Here is a 14,216-nt window from a genome sequence, read left to right as displayed (position 1 = left end):
TGAGCCCCTATACCACTTCACCCACTCCTGTGCGAACAACTTCTGTTATTCGACGCAAACACCTGAAAACAGACGGTCGACCGCGTTACTGTCAGTTTCGTGTTCGCTGCTGAACGTCGCCAATTGATCCTCGAAATGGTGCGAGCGAACGGAGCCGTGTCGCTCCGTGAGCTCGCCCGCGTCGTCCAGACCTCCGAAGTGACCGTACGGCGGGACGTGCGCGCGCTGGAGGCAGAAGGACTCCTCGACCGCCGGCATGGCGGTGCGGTACTGCCGGGTGGATTCACGCGAGAATCCGGCTTTCCGCAGAAATCCCATCTCGCGACCGCCGAGAAGACGGCCATCGCCGATCTCGCCGCGGGCTTCGTCCAGGAGGGCGAGGCCATCGTGGTCGGGGCGGGGACGACCACGCAGGAGCTGGCCCGCCGGCTCGCGCGGGTCCCCGGGCTCACGGTGGTCACCAACTCCCTCCTCGTCGCCCAGGCGTTGGCCCACGCCAACCGGGTCGAGGTCGTCATGACCGGCGGAACCCTGCGTGGCTCCAACTACGCGCTCGTCGGGAGCGGGGCCGAGCAGTCGCTCCAAGGGCTGCGTGTCTCCCGGGCGTTCCTCTCCGGGAGCGGGCTCACCGCCGAGCGGGGGCTGTCCACGTCCAACATGCTCTCCGCGTCCGTCGACCGCGCGCTCGTGCAGGCCGCCGCCGAGGTCGTCGTCCTCGCGGACCACACGAAGCTCGGCACCGACACGATGTTCCAGACGGTGCCGACGGATCTCATCACGCGGTTGGTCACGGACGACCCACCGGCCCACGACGACCGCGCGGCAACGGAGTTGCAGGCGCTGGCGGACCAGGGCGTGCAGATCGCCGTCGCCGGTTCCGCCGGCGGTTCCGGGTCGGCGGGGGGTGATGCGGTGCCGGCACGCCAGCACCCACCCCAGCGCCGCGACGTCCCGCTCCCGACCCCCCGGCGCGGCCAACTCCCCGGCCCCGCCGGAGGCTTGAGGGCCGCGGCGGTCCTGGGCGAGCAACCCCCGGGCAACGAACGGGCCCGGGTCGCGGACCTGCGCAGGCGGTAAGCGCACATCGGACAAAGCCCCGCGCCCCTGAAGAACGGCTGCTGTGCAGCGTTCTTCAGGGGCGCGGGGAACTGCGCGAGCAACCAGCCAACTACCCGCGGATGCCCACTACTTGCTCAGTCCTTGATCTCGCAGATCGCCGCCCCGGACGTGAGCGACGCGCCCACCTCCGCCGACAACCCCTTGATCACGCCCGCCTTGTGGGCGTTCAACGGCTGTTCCATCTTCATCGCTTCGAGGACGACGACGAGGTCACCTTCCTGGACCTCCTGCCCTTCCTCGACGGCGACCTTGACGATCGTGCCCTGCATCGGGGAGGCGAGGGTGTCGCCGGACGCGACCGGGCCCGACTTCTTCGCCGCCCGGCGCTTCGGCTTCGCCCCGGCCGCGAGACCCGTGCGGGCCAGCGACATGCCCAGGGAGACCGGCAGGGAGACCTCGAGCCGCTTGCCGCCGACCTCGACGACGATGGTCTCGCGGTCCTTCTCGTCGTCCTCGGCATCCGTGTCGGCGGACGCCGCGAACGCGGGGATCTCGTTGACGAACTCGGTCTCGATCCACCGCGTGTGGACGGTGAACGGCCCGTCGGAACCGGCGAGTTCGGGAGCGAACGCCGGATCGCGCACGACCGCGCGGTGGAAGGGGATCGCCGTGGCCATGCCCTCGACCTGGAACTCCTCCAGCGCACGGGCGGCCCGCCGCAGCGCCTGCTCGCGCGTCGCGCCGGTCACGATCAGCTTCGCCAGCAGCGAGTCCCACGCCGGCCCGATCACCGACCCGGACTCGACGCCCGCGTCGAGACGGACCCCGGGACCGGACGGCGGCGCGAACAGCGTCACCGTCCCCGGCGCCGGAAGGAAGTTGCGTCCCGGGTCCTCGCCGTTGATGCGGAACTCGAAGGAATGGCCGCGCAGTTCGGGATCGCCGTAGCCGAGTTCTTCCCCGTCGGCGATGCGGAACATCTCGCGGACGAGGTCGATGCCGGCGACCTCCTCGGTGACCGGATGCTCCACCTGCAGACGGGTGTTGACCTCCAGGAAGGAGATCGTCCCGTCCAGCCCGACCAGGAACTCGACCGTGCCCGCGCCGACATAGCCGGCCTCGCGCAGGATCGCCTTCGACGACGCGTACAGCTCCGCGACCTGAGCATCCGTCAGAAACGGTGCCGGGGCCTCCTCGACGAGCTTCTGGTGCCGGCGCTGGAGCGAGCAGTCACGCGTGGAGACGACCACGACGTTGCCGTGGGTGTCGGCCAGGCACTGCGTCTCCACGTGCCGCGGCTTGTCGAGGTAGCGCTCGACGAAGCACTCCCCGCGCCCGAACGCCGCCACGGCCTCACGCACCGCGGACTCGTACAGCTCGGGCACCTCTTCGAGGGTGCGGGCGACCTTCAGCCCGCGCCCGCCCCCGCCGAACGCGGCCTTGATCGCGATCGGCAGCCCGTGCTCCTCGGCGAACGCGACGACCTCGTCCGCGCCGGAGACCGGATCGGGCGTGCCGGCGACGAGCGGGGCGCCCGCGCGCTGGGCGATGTGCCGGGCGGCGACCTTGTCACCGAGGTCACGGATGGCCTGCGGCGGCGGTCCGATCCACACCAGACCCGCGTCCAGGACCGCCTGCGCGAAGTCGGCGTTCTCCGACAGGAACCCGTACCCGGGGTGGACGGCGTCCGCGCCGGACTCCCGCGCCGCGTTCAGGACCTTGTCGATGTCGAGATAGCTGCTCGCCGGGGTGTCACCGCCCAGGGCGAACGCCTCATCCGCGGCGCGGACATGCAGCGCGTCCCGGTCCGGGTCGGCGTAGACGGCCACGCTGGCGATACCGGCATCCCGGCACGCGCGGGCCACGCGGACTGCGATTTCGCCACGGTTGGCGATGAGCACCTTGCGCACGATTGAGGCTCCCTCCTGGAAACAAGCCGAGTTTAGGGACTGCCGACACGGTGCATCGACCCGTCCCCAAAGGTGAGCTTGCCCACACAGAGCGTGACGCCAGGCTCGCTCGACCCGTGAAATCCCTTGTCGTACGGCCGTACGCAGGACTCCTCGGAAAACCCTAGCCCTCTGATGTGGTCAAGGTCTCTGTGAAGGCGTGCTGCGGCCCACTCCGTTTCTTTGTTGGATTCCTACGAACGTCGCTCCGGATCTTTGCGCCGGCACGAACCATTGTCCTGAGCTTTACCAGTCAGTAGCGTTCCCGGTGACCCGAACGTACTTCGGGTAGGAGCAGAATCGCTCCAGCGCGGGTCGAAAGATGGGTGGCGACGATGGTCCGCAGACCGGTGGCGTGGGCCGTGGCGGTCGTCCTCTTCGCGGAGGCGCTGGGCGTGGCCGCGCTGAACTGGATACTCGGGACGCTGGTGGGCCGCCAGCACATGTCCCTCGCCGGCCTCGACCCCGACGTGATGGCGAACTCCTCGAAGATCGCCGGCGTCGTCTTCGGCCTCTACTTCGCCCTGTGCGCCCTCGTCGCGCTCCTGGTCGCCGTGCGCGGCCAGCGCCCGGCGGGCCTCGGCCGGGTCCTGCTGGTCAGCGCGGCCGTCGTGCACGGCCTGCTGGCCGCCGTCGCCTGGGGCCTGGCCGGCGCCACGGCCTTCGTCGCGCTGATCGCCGCCATGGCCCTGATCGTGCTCCTGCTGATGACGCACGACCCGGTGGCGGACGAGGACGGCGCGCCGGGCGTCGAGGGGCAGCCGCGCGGCGGCAGCGGGCCGGGGCCCCTCACGCCTCCGTCGGTGCCCACAACTCCGTGATGCCGACGCCGAGTTCGGCGAGCAGTCGGCGAACGAGCGGCAGGCTCAGGCCGATCACGTTGCCGTGGTCGCCGTCGATGCCGTCGATGAACGGCGCCGAACGGCCGTCGAGCGTGAACGCCCCGGCGACGTAAAGGGGTTCACCGGTCGCGACGTACGCGGCGATCTCGGCGTCGGTCGGTTCGCCGAAGCGGACGACCGTGGAGGCGACGGCGGAGGTCCAGCGGCCGTCGGCGTACACGCAGTGGCCGGTCTGGAGAGTGCCCGCGCGGCCGCGCATCGACTTCCAGCGGGCGGTGGCCTCCTCGGCGTCCGCCGGCTTGCCGAGCGCCTGGCCGTCGAGGTCCAGCACCGAGTCGCAGCCGATCACCACCGCGTCCCTCGCCTCCGGGCGGGCGGCCACCACCGACGCCTTCGCCTCCGCGAGCGCCCGCGCCAGCTCGGCGGGGGTGGGCGCGGTGACCGCGTCCTCGTCGACGCCGCTGACGATCACGTCCGGGGCGAAGCCGGCGGCCTTGAGGAGGCCGAGGCGGGCCGGGGACTGGGAGGCGAGGATGAGGCGGCGAGTCATGGGGGCCAGGGTAGTCGGGGCGGCTCAGGGACTCCTCCCGAGCCGCCCGGGTTCACTTCAGGCCGATCACGAACATCGCCAGGACCATGGCCGCCGCCATGAGAACGCCCAGTCTCCGCAACATGACCTGCATGTCGCGGAGTTCCTTGGGAGGCTCGTTCTCGGGGTCGGACCACAGCATGGCATCCAGCATGCGACGGAAGAGTGAAGAGCGCCTGAGTACTAGTACTCAAGTCCGCCAGTACGTCCGAGCCCAAGCTGTGGGTCCCGGCTGGGGGAGCCTTCCGCGCGCGATCCGGGCGGGATCCGACCACGCGTCCCTCGGCCGGGGGGCGTCGGTCTCCGGTGCTACCGACGCCCTCGCTCTCACCACCGCGAGCGCGGCGGCCAACTCCTCCGGGGTGGGGTTTCCCCGTACGACCCTGATGTTCATCACGACTCCTAGAGAGGGATGTTGCCGTGCTTCTTCGGGGGCAGGGACTCCCGCTTCGTCCGTAGCTGCCGCAGCCCCCGCACGACGTGCCGGCGTGTGTCCGACGGCATGACCACCGCGTCGATGTACCCGCGCTCGGCGGCGATGTACGGGTTGAGGAGGGTGTCCTCGTACTCCTGGATGAGCCGCGCGCGCACCGCCTCGACGTCCTCCCCGCTCGCCTCGGCCTCGGCGAGGGTCCGCCGGTGCAGGATGTTGACGGCGCCCTGGGCGCCCATCACGGCGATCTGCGCGGTCGGCCAGGCGAGGTTGAGGTCGGCGCCGAGGTGCTTGGACCCCATCACGTCGTACGCGCCCCCGTACGCCTTACGGGTGATGACGGTGATGAGCGGGACCGTCGCCTCCGCGTAGGCGTAGATCAGCTTGGCGCCCCGGCGGATGATCCCGTCGTGCTCCTGGTCGACGCCGGGCAGGAAGCCGGGGACGTCGACGAACGTGATGACCGGGACGTTGAACGCGTCGCACGTCCGCACGAACCGCGCGGCCTTCTCACTCGCCTTGATGTCGAGGCAACCGGCGTACTGCATCGGCTGGTTGGCGACGATCCCGACCGGATGCCCCTCCACCCGTCCGAACCCGGTGAGGATGTTCGGCGCGTACAGCGGCTGCGTCTCGAAGAACTCCGCGTCGTCCAGGACGTGTTCGACGACCGTGTGCATGTCGTAGGGCTGGTTCGCGGAGTCCGGGACCAGCGTGTCCAGCTCCAGGTCCTCGTCCGTGACGGCGAGTTCGGCCTCCTCGGGGAAGACCGGCGGCTCGGAGAGGTTGTTGGACGGCAGGTACGACAGCAACTGCTTGACGTACTCGACCGCGTCCTTCTCGTCCCCGGCCATGTGGTGGGCCACGCCCGATACCGAGTTGTGGGTCCGCGCGCCGCCCAGCTCCTCGAAGCCGACGTCCTCGCCGGTCACCGTCTTGATGACGTCGGGGCCCGTGATGAACATGTGCGAGGTCTGGTCGACCATCACCGTGAAGTCGGTGATCGCGGGGGAGTAGACCGCGCCGCCCGCGCACGGGCCGACGACGAGGCTGATCTGCGGGATCACCCCTGAGGCGAGGGTATTACGCCGGAAGATCTCCCCGTAGGCCCCCAGCGAGGCCACGCCCTCCTGGATGCGGGCGCCGCCCGAGTCGTTGATCCCGATCACCGGGCAGCCCGTCTTGAGCGCGAACTCCATCACCTTGACGATCTTCTGCCCGTACGTCTCGCCGAGCGCCCCGCCGAACACGGTGAAGTCCTGCGAGAACACGGCGACCGGACGGCCGTCGACGGTGCCGTACCCGGTGACGACGCCGTCGCCGTACGGGCGGTTGTGCTCCAGGCCGAAGTTGGTCGAACGGTGCCGGGCGAACTCGTCCAGCTCGACGAACGACCCTTCGTCCAGGAGGAGTTCGATCCGCTCACGGGCGGTCAGCTTGCCCTTCGCGTGCTGCTTCTCGACGGCCCGCTCCGACCCGGCGTGCGTCGCTTCCTCCACGCGGCGCCTGAGATCCGCGAGCTTCCCCGCGGTCGTGTGGATGTCGGTCTCGTGACGCTCTTCCGGCTCGGACATCGGGATGCGGCTCCCTGCCTGCTCAAAAGGGGGGACGGTTACTCGTTCGTAGAGTAGTGGTGCCCCTAGGGGTCGGCGGTGCGGTGTTGGCCACACCCCTAGGGGGACTCTCGGGGTTGCCGCATGACTCTTAGGGTTGCCGCATGACACCCCGAGACGCCTCAGACCCCAGCCCCTGGTCCGACCTCGACCGCCCCCCGCTCAACGCGGTCGCCCTGCGGCGCGGACTCGTCCGGGACGGGGGGCTGTGGCGCGAGGTGAAGGTCGTCCGCAGCACCGGCTCCACCAACACGGACCTCGCGTCCGCCGCCGGTACCACCCCCGAGGGCACGGTCCTCGTCGCCGAGGAGCAGACCGCCGCGCGCGGGCGGCTCGACCGGCGCTGGACGGCTCCGCCACGCTCGGGACTCTTCTTCTCCGTCCTCCTGCGTCCCTCTCAGGTACCGGTCCACCGCTGGGGCTGGCTCCCCCTCCTCACCGGCGTCGCCGTCGCGACCGGCCTCGCGCGCGCCGCCGGCGTCGACACGTCCCTGAAATGGCCCAACGACCTCCTCGTCACCGTCGACGGCCAGGAACGCAAGGCCGGCGGCATCCTCGCGGAGCGCGCGGGCGCCGACGCGGTCATCATCGGCGTCGGCATCAACGTCACCCTCAAGACCGACGAACTCCCCGTACCTCAGGCGGGTTCACTCGCGCTGGCGGGAGCGGTGAGCACCGACCGCGACCCGCTGCTGAGGGCCGTCCTGCGCTCCCTGGAGGAGTGGTACGGCAAGTGGCGCGAGGCGGAAGGCGACCCCGCGACGAGCGGCCTCCAGGAGACATACGCGGCGGGCTGCGCGACGCTGGGACGAACGGTCAGGGCGGAACTGCCGGGGGAGAGGTCGGTAGTAGGGGAAGCGGTGGCGGTGGACGGAGACGGCAGATTGGTACTGGCGACGGAGGAGGGAGTACGGGAACCCGTAGGGGCGGGCGACATCGTTCATCTGAGGCCGGTGTAGTGCTCGATGCCCCCACGGCGTTGATGCGCCCGGTTCCCCTTCCCAGCGTGAGCTACCGCACATCTGCCGTAAAGTTGACCCCGGTCGATACCTGACCGTGGCAGACCGGAAGGGCAGCAGGCGTGACCGTCGACGACACCGGCTCCGACGTGGGCGCGGACGCTGCCGACCCCGGCGAGGACCCCCTCGCGCTGCGCCTGGAGGGCCTGATCCTGGGTGCGGAGCGCCGCTACACCCCGTTCCAGGCGGCCCGCAGCGCGGGTGTCTCGATGGAACTGGCGTCGAGGTTCTGGCGGGCGATGGGCTTCGCGGACATCGGCCAGGCGAAGGCCCTGACGGAGGCCGACGTCCTCGCGCTCAGGCGCCTCGCGGGCCTCGTCGAGGCGGGCCTGCTGAGCGAGGCGATGGCGGTGCAGGTGGCCCGTTCGACGGGCCAGACGACCGCCCGGCTGGCCGAGTGGCAGATCGACTCCTTCCTGGAGGGCCTGACCGAGCCCCCTGAGCCGGGGATGACCCGCACCGAGGTCACGTACCCGATCGTCGAACTCCTCCTGCCCGAACTGGAGGAGTTCCTTGTGTACGTCTGGCGCCGCCAGCTCGCCGCGTCGGCGGGCCGCGTCGTGCAGACCGCCGACGACGAGGAGATGGTGGACCGGCGGCTGGCCGTCGGCTTCGCCGACCTCGTCGGCTTCACGCGGCTGACCCGCCGCATGGAGGAGGAGGAACTCGGCGAACTGGTCGAGGCGTTCGAGACGACCGCCGCCGACCTGGTCGCCGCGAACGGCGGCCGGCTGATCAAGACCCTCGGCGACGAAGTCCTGTACGCGGCCGACGACGCCGGCACCGCCGCCGAGATCGGCCTGCGCCTGATCGAGACGATGGCGAACGACGAGACGATGCCCGAACTGCGCGTCGGCATGGCCTTCGGCACGGTCACGACCCGGATGGGCGACGTCTTCGGCACCACCGTCAACCTCGCCTCCCGTCTCACCTCCATAGCCCCCCGCGACGCGGTCCTCGTCGACTCGGCGTTCGCGGAGGACCTGATCCGCAGCGGTGAGGCGCCCGCCTCCGAGGCGCAGGCCGCCGAGGAGGCGGCGACGGCCGAGAAGGAGGGGGAGGAGCCGCCCGCGTACCGGTTCGCCCTCCAGCCGATGTGGCAGCGGCCGGTGCGGGGGCTGGGTGTGGTGGAGCCGTGGTTGCTGAGTCGGCGGGACGGGGACGGGGCGTCGTAGCTCCGGAGGGGTAGGGGTCCTGTCAGGGACCGGTGAACGGGGTGTCCACGCACAGGCCGATGGCCGGTACGCAGATCTCGTAGGGGTCGTCGGGGGTGTCGGGGGCAGGGCTCGGGGTGGTGGGGCGGGGCGGCGGTGCGGGGTGGTTCGCGGGAGGTACGGCTGTGGGGGTAGGGGCTGGTCTGGGGGTACTGGGAGTGCCGGGGGTGTGGGGGCTGCCAGGGGTACTAGGGGTATGAGGGGCGTCGGGGGCATCGGGGGTACTAGGGGTTGGCCTCGGGGATACCCGTAAGTCCTGGGAGGGAGCCGTGGGGCGGGGGACGCCGGAGGTACTAGGGGTATGACGGGGGTCGGGCCCCCAGGAAGCGGCGCCGCCGGAAGTGCTACGGGTATCACCGGGGTCGGCGCCGGAGCCGGTGCCGGGACCGCCGGGTTCGCCCGAGGCGGGCGGTACAGCAGCCGCCGCGTTGGTCGCGCGGTCGGTGACGCCGTCCCCGTCCCCGTATCCCGTAGTACCCGTACTCCCACCGTCCCCCAGCGACGCCCCCGCCACCGGGCCGGCGCCGCCCGGTTCCGGGACGATCCGGAGCAGGCCCAGGACGCCCGCCGCGAAGGCGAGGCCGCCGGCCGCGAGGAAGACCTTGCGGGGGCGGGGGCGTCGGTGGCGTCCTCGGGGGCGGTGGCCGCCCGGGTGTGCCGTCGCCGGATCGTTTCCCTCGTATCCCTCGTATCCCTCGTGTTCCTCGTGCATGTCCCCTCCCGATGGGCCGCAGTGACGGTATGCGCGGGGGTGGGCGACAGGCCGGGAGAGCGGGGGGAAATCACTCGAACGGGTGCCCGTTCGTGGAACTCGCCGCCCTTCACACGATGGGGGAGGTACTGCGATGATCGACACCGGAGGAAGTGTTAACCGGCGTTAACGGCGTGCCCGGAGGGTGTCATGAGCAGCGAGGAACGGTTCGGCGAGTACGTCATGGTCCGCCGGCACGGCGAGGGGCACGTGGCGGAGCTGGTGCTGGACCGGCCGAAGGCGATGAACGCGGTGTCGACGGGCATGGCCCGCTCGATCACCGCCGCCTGCGTGGCTCTGGGGGAGGACCCCGGCGTCCGGGTCGTCGTCCTCACCTCCACCCACGAGCGCGCGTTCTGCGTCGGGGCCGACCTCAAGGAGCGGGACTCGTTCACGGACGCCGACCTGCGTGCGCAGCGGCCGACGAGCCGTGGCGCGTACACGGCCGTCCTCGATCTCCCGGTGCCCGCGATCGCCGCCGTGCACGGGTTCGCCCTCGGCGGCGGCTTCGAACTGGCGCTGTCCTGCGATGTGATCGTGGCCGACGGGACGGCGGTGGTGGGGTTGCCGGAGGTGTCGGTCGGGGTGATTCCCGGGGGTGGCGGTACCCAGTTGCTGCCGCGCCGGGTGGGGGCGGCGCGCGCGGCCGAGCTGATCTTCTCGGCGCGGCGCGTGGAGGCGGCGGAGGCGCGGGAGTTGGGGCTGGTGGACGTGCTGGTGGAGGAGGGGCGGGCGCGGGAGGAGGCGCTGGCCCTGGGCGCGCGGATGGCGGCGAACTCCCCGGTGGGCCTGCGGGCCGCGAAGAAGGCGCTGCGGCTCGGGCAGGGGCTGGACATCAGGGCCGGTCTTGAGGTGGAGGACGCGGCGTGGCGGACGGTGGCGTTCTCGGGGGACCGGGCGGAGGGGGTGCGGGCGTTCAACGAGAAGCGGAAGCCGGTGTGGCCGGGGGAGTAGGGGGCATCCCGTACCTCTCAGGTCCCCCCACTCGGACCGCCCCGTCGCCCCTTTCCCCTCGAACATCCCTAGCCTGAGGTAATGGGCGACGACAGACACCTCGCGGCGGTGGTGACGCTGGCGCAGGGCATGGCAGCCGCACGCACCCCCAGGGACACCTGGACCGCCGCGGCCACGGGAGCGTGTCACGCCCTGGACGGCACGTTCGCGGCCCTGTCGGTGTGGGAGCGGGAGCGGGGCAGGCTCCGGGTCCTGGTGAACGTGGGGGACCGGGCCCCGGACGAGGAGCGGTACCCGGAGTCGGAGTCGTACCCGGTCCACCAGTTCCCGGAGATCACGGAGTTCCTGCACGAACGCTGGGCGACCGGCGGCGAGCCGAACGCGTGGGTGGAGACGGCGGACGGCCCGACGACGGCCGGTCCCGGCTACGTGCACCAGCGGGTCGCGGCGCTGCGCCGCAGGGGCCGGGGTTCGTGCGTGGTGGCCCCGATCGTCCTGCACGGGCGGGCGTGGGGCGAGCTGTACGTGGCGAGGGCGACGCAGGCGCCCCCCTTCGAGCGGGCGGACGCGGACTTCGCGACGGTGCTCGCGTCGGTCGTGGCGGCGGGCCTCGCGCAGACGGAGCGGCTGGAGGAGGCCCGCCGGCTCGCCTTCACGGACGCGCTGACGGGCCTGGCCAACCGGCGCGCGGTCGACGTCCGGCTGGACGAGGCGATCGAGCGGCACCGGGCGGAGGGGGTGGCCGTCAGCCTCGTCGTGTGCGATCTGAACGGGCTGAAGCGGGTCAACGACACGATGGGGCACGCGGTCGGTGACCGTCTGCTGGAACGGTTCGGCTCGATCCTGTCCCTCTGCGGAGCCATGCTCCCCGGCGCCCTCGCGGCCCGTCTCGGGGGTGACGAGTTCTGCCTCCTCGCGGTGGGTCCGACGGCTGACGAGGTCGTCGCGGTGGCGACCGAACTCTGCCGCAGGGCGGGGGAGTTGGAGCTGGGGGACGGGGTGGCCTGCGGGGTCGCGTCCACGGCGGACCCCATCGGACCGATCCGCACCGCGCGCCGCCTCTTCCGGCTCGCCGACGCGGCCCAGTACCGGGCGAAGGCGGAGCGCACCCCGTACCCGGTGGTCGCGGGGCGCAAGGGCCCTGAGGATCCCGTAGTACTCCTGGTGGACACCCCGCCCCCGGCCGGTGGCGAGCGGCGCCGGTTCCGTGGGGGAGGGGGGTAGGGGGAGAGGAGCAGGGAGGTAGTACGGGTAAGGGGTGAAACCGGTCCCCACTCGTGACTTCCTTGTCTTCAGTGCGTACGCTCCTGAATATGGATATGCACACTGTGGTGGTGGGGACCGCCGGGGTCACGGCGTCCGACGTGCTCGCCGTGGCGCGCGGCGGGGCCCGGATCGAGCTGTCGGCGGAGGCGGTCGCGGCGCTGGCGGCGGCCCGGGAGATCGTGGACGCGCTGGCCGCGAAGCCGGAGCCGGTCTACGGGGTCTCCACCGGGTTCGGCGCCCTGGCCACCCGGCACATCAGCCAGGAGCTGCGCACCCAGCTCCAGCGCAACATCGTCCGCTCGCACGCCGCCGGGATGGGCCCGCGCGTCGAGCGGGAGGTCGTCCGCGCGCTGATGTTCCTGCGGCTGAAGACGGTCTGCTCGGGACACACGGGCGTACGGCCCGAGGTCGCGCAGACCATGGCCGACATCCTCAACGCAGGTATCACCCCCGTAGTCCACGAGTACGGCTCCCTCGGCTGCTCCGGCGACCTCGCCCCCCTCTCGCACTGCGCCCTGACCCTGATGGGCGAGGGCGACGCGGAGGGCCCAGACGGCGTCGTCCGCCCGGCCGGCGAACTGCTCGCGGCGCACGGTATTACCCCCGTGGAGCTACGGGAGAAGGAAGGGCTCGCCCTCCTCAACGGCACCGACGGCATGCTCGGCATGCTGCTGATGGCCCTCGCCGACCTCGACGCCCTCTACAAGGCCGCCGACATCACCGCCGCGCTCTCCCTGGAGGCGCTGCTCGGCACCGCCAAGGTCCTCGCGCCCGAGCTGCACGCCATCCGCCCGCACCCCGGCCAGGGCGACTCCGCCGCCAACATGCTCGCGGTACTGGAGGGTTCGGGCCTGACCGGGCACCACCAGGACGACGCGCCCCGCGTCCAGGACGCGTACTCGGTCCGCTGCGCCCCGCAGGTCGCCGGCGCCGGCCGCGACACCCTCGCGCACGCCCGCCTCGTCGCGGAACGCGAGCTGGCGTCGGCCGTCGACAACCCCGTAGTCCTTCCGGATGGCCGGGTGGAGTCCAACGGGAACTTCCACGGCGCGCCGGTCGCCTACGTGCTCGACTTCCTCGCGATCGCCGCCGCCGACCTCGCGTCCATCGCCGAGCGCCGTACCGACCGGCTGCTCGACAAGAACCGCAGCCACGGTCTGCCGCCGTTCCTCGCGGACGACGCCGGCGTCGACTCCGGTCTGATGATCGCCCAGTACACGCAGGCGGCGCTGGTCAGCGAGCTGAAGCGGCTCGCCGTCCCCGCCTCGGCGGACTCCATCCCCTCCTCCGCGATGCAGGAGGACCACGTCTCCATGGGCTGGTCGGCCGCGCGCAAGCTGCGCACCGCCGTCGACAACCTCACCCGCGTCCTCGCGATCGAGCTGTACGCGGCGACGCGAGGTGTCGAACTCCGCGCGGGCCTCACGCCCGCACCCGCGACCCAGGCCGTCCTCGCCGCCGTCCGCGCGGCAGGCGTCCAGGGCGCCGGACCCGACCGCTTCCTCGCCCCCGACCTCGCGGCGGCGGACGCGTTCGTGCGCGGCGGGGGGCTCGTCGAGGCGGTGGAGAAGGTAACAGGGCCGCTGCGGTAGGCAGTTGGCGCGCAAAGGGGCCCCTGTGTGAGACAGGGGCCCCTCATCTCAGCGCGGAAGGTGGGCGGCGGTGATGAGGAAGGTGGCGGCGGGCTCGGTGACGTCCGGCCGCGCGGGCGCTCCGGACAGGTAGTGGGCGAGGGTGGAGAAGACGAGTCGCCCGCCGGGACGGAGCGCGAAGGCCGCGGCCGGTAGCAGCTCGCGGGGCGTACAGGGCGGTGGCCATGCCGTGCTGTGCGGGTGAGGCGTCCACGGCGTCGACCCTGTCCGGGGCGTGGTGCACGGCCAGGTGGGCGGCGTGGCCGGCGGCGCCGGCGCCGAGGTCGGCCACGGTCTTGCCGGTGAGGTCGCCGAGGCTTCCGGGCCCGGACCGTCCCGCTGGCTCCAGGTCCAGCGGAAGGAGTCGGGGACGGCGTCGTCCTGTTCGGCGCGGGCCCGGCCGTAGTCGTGCCACAGGTCAGTAGTCGTCACCCAGCCCATCCGCGCGGCACCGCGCGGGGGGCTGCAGCCGGTTCGGGCGAACGTCACCCGGGCGTGCCTCGGCGGCGTCCTCCCGCAGCGGAAGGTCCACCTCCCAGCCGGCGCGGGCGACGAGGTGGACGGTCTTGACGGCCGACCCGTCGTTGTCCGTCTGTACCTTCGGCACGTGGTGCGGGAAGTGCCCGCCGTCGTACTTGCCGCACAGCTCGGCGTAGGCGACGGTGGCCAGGATGATCGTGTGGACGCCGACGTCCACGAGCTCGCTCGGGGCGAGCCCCAGGCCCTCGCCCCGGAGGGCCATGGCGGTGAGCAGGTGGGCGTAGCCCTGGCCGAGGACGCGGGTGGCCGTACGGGGCGAGCGGGCTGGTCCGGTCACCGGGTCGGGGGTGACGGGGGTTTCGGCTGAGGTTGCCATGGTGCCTCCCTCGGACGGTGCCCCACGAGGTGCGGGGCGC

Annotated in this window: 14 protein-coding genes and 1 pseudogene; 7 read left to right on the top strand and 8 right to left on the bottom strand. The window is 71.9% G+C overall.

All coding sequences use genetic code 11. From position 1 onward, the window contains the following. Positions 1-99: 99 nt before the first annotated feature. Positions 100-1,077 (top strand): DeoR/GlpR family DNA-binding transcription regulator, encoded by a 978-nt coding sequence (locus IAG44_RS14725; protein ID WP_187747577.1) that lies wholly within the window; start codon positions 100-102, stop codon positions 1,075-1,077. 116 nt (positions 1,078-1,193) lie between these two features. Here IAG44_RS14725 and IAG44_RS14720 read toward each other — a convergent pair whose 3' ends face one another. Then, complete coding sequence (locus tag IAG44_RS14720; RefSeq protein ID WP_187747576.1) at positions 1,194-2,969, bottom strand: acetyl/propionyl/methylcrotonyl-CoA carboxylase subunit alpha; 1,776 nt, start codon at positions 2,967-2,969, stop codon at positions 1,194-1,196. A 374-nt stretch (positions 2,970-3,343) separates the two neighbouring features. On the opposite strand from IAG44_RS14720, the gene IAG44_RS14715 reads away from it, so the two are divergent. Further along, on the top strand, positions 3,344-3,829 hold the full coding sequence (locus IAG44_RS14715) for a hypothetical protein (RefSeq protein ID WP_187747575.1): 486 nt from the start codon (positions 3,344-3,346) through the stop codon (positions 3,827-3,829). Here the strand turns inward: IAG44_RS14715 and IAG44_RS14710 are convergent. From IAG44_RS14710 to IAG44_RS14695, 4 genes are read right to left on the bottom strand one after another with little or no spacing between them, the layout of a single operon-like run. After that, entirely contained in the window at positions 3,798-4,400 is a 603-nt protein-coding gene (locus IAG44_RS14710) for a Maf family protein (protein ID WP_187747574.1), read from the bottom strand. The genes IAG44_RS14715 and IAG44_RS14710 overlap by 32 nt on opposite strands. Positions 4,401-4,452: 52 nt before the next feature. Continuing rightward, positions 4,453-4,581, bottom strand: a complete 129-nt coding sequence (mmpB, locus tag IAG44_RS14705) for a morphogenic membrane protein MmpB (protein ID WP_425508523.1) — start codon at positions 4,579-4,581, stop codon at positions 4,453-4,455. Positions 4,582-4,629: 48 nt separating this feature from the next. Next, entirely contained in the window at positions 4,630-4,833 is a 204-nt protein-coding gene (locus IAG44_RS14700) for an acyl-CoA carboxylase subunit epsilon (protein ID WP_187747573.1), read from the bottom strand. 8 nt (positions 4,834-4,841) lie between these two features. Continuing rightward, entirely contained in the window at positions 4,842-6,446 is a 1,605-nt protein-coding gene (locus IAG44_RS14695; protein ID WP_187747572.1) for an acyl-CoA carboxylase subunit beta, read from the bottom strand. Positions 6,447-6,589: 143 nt separating this feature from the next. Here IAG44_RS14695 and IAG44_RS14690 point away from each other — a divergent pair, with 143 nt between their 5' ends. After that, on the top strand, positions 6,590-7,444 hold the full coding sequence (locus tag IAG44_RS14690) for a biotin--[acetyl-CoA-carboxylase] ligase (protein WP_187747571.1): 855 nt from the start codon (positions 6,590-6,592) through the stop codon (positions 7,442-7,444). A 122-nt stretch (positions 7,445-7,566) separates the two neighbouring features. Continuing rightward, positions 7,567-8,679, top strand: coding sequence for an adenylate/guanylate cyclase domain-containing protein (locus tag IAG44_RS14685; protein ID WP_187747570.1), 1,113 nt, complete (start codon positions 7,567-7,569; stop codon positions 8,677-8,679). Between the two features lie 22 nt (positions 8,680-8,701). On the opposite strand, the gene IAG44_RS14680 is transcribed toward IAG44_RS14685, so the two are convergent. Next, the gene (locus IAG44_RS14680) at positions 8,702-9,430 is read right to left on the bottom strand and encodes a hypothetical protein (protein WP_187747569.1); all 729 of its coding nucleotides are present in this window, start codon (positions 9,428-9,430) and stop codon (positions 8,702-8,704) included. Between the two features lie 189 nt (positions 9,431-9,619). Between IAG44_RS14680 and IAG44_RS14675 the strand changes: the two genes are divergently transcribed. From IAG44_RS14675 to hutH, 3 genes are all read left to right on the top strand, one after another. After that, positions 9,620-10,423, top strand: a complete 804-nt coding sequence (locus IAG44_RS14675) for an enoyl-CoA hydratase/isomerase family protein (protein WP_187747568.1) — start codon at positions 9,620-9,622, stop codon at positions 10,421-10,423. 81 nt (positions 10,424-10,504) lie between these two features. Then, complete coding sequence (locus IAG44_RS14670; RefSeq protein WP_187747567.1) at positions 10,505-11,647, top strand: GGDEF domain-containing protein; 1,143 nt, start codon at positions 10,505-10,507, stop codon at positions 11,645-11,647. A 95-nt stretch (positions 11,648-11,742) separates the two neighbouring features. Then, positions 11,743-13,281, top strand: coding sequence for a histidine ammonia-lyase (hutH, locus tag IAG44_RS14665; RefSeq protein ID WP_187752686.1), 1,539 nt, complete (start codon positions 11,743-11,745; stop codon positions 13,279-13,281). 99 nt (positions 13,282-13,380) lie between these two features. Here hutH and IAG44_RS14660 read toward each other — a convergent pair. Beyond that, positions 13,381-13,761 (bottom strand): annotated as a pseudogene (locus IAG44_RS14660) (class I SAM-dependent methyltransferase); the annotation flags it as partial. After that, complete coding sequence (locus IAG44_RS14655) at positions 13,739-14,176, bottom strand: hypothetical protein (RefSeq protein WP_246561719.1); 438 nt, start codon at positions 14,174-14,176, stop codon at positions 13,739-13,741. The gene IAG44_RS14655 and the pseudogene IAG44_RS14660, both read right to left, overlap by 23 nt. Positions 14,177-14,216 lie beyond the last annotated feature (40 nt).

Origin of the sequence: Streptomyces roseirectus (assembly GCF_014489635.1) — a bacterium.
Taxonomy (GTDB): Bacteria; Actinomycetota; Actinomycetes; order Streptomycetales; family Streptomycetaceae; genus Streptomyces; species Streptomyces roseirectus.
Note: the sequence above shows the minus strand (reverse complement) of the source record. Positions and strands in the feature narration are given on the sequence as shown.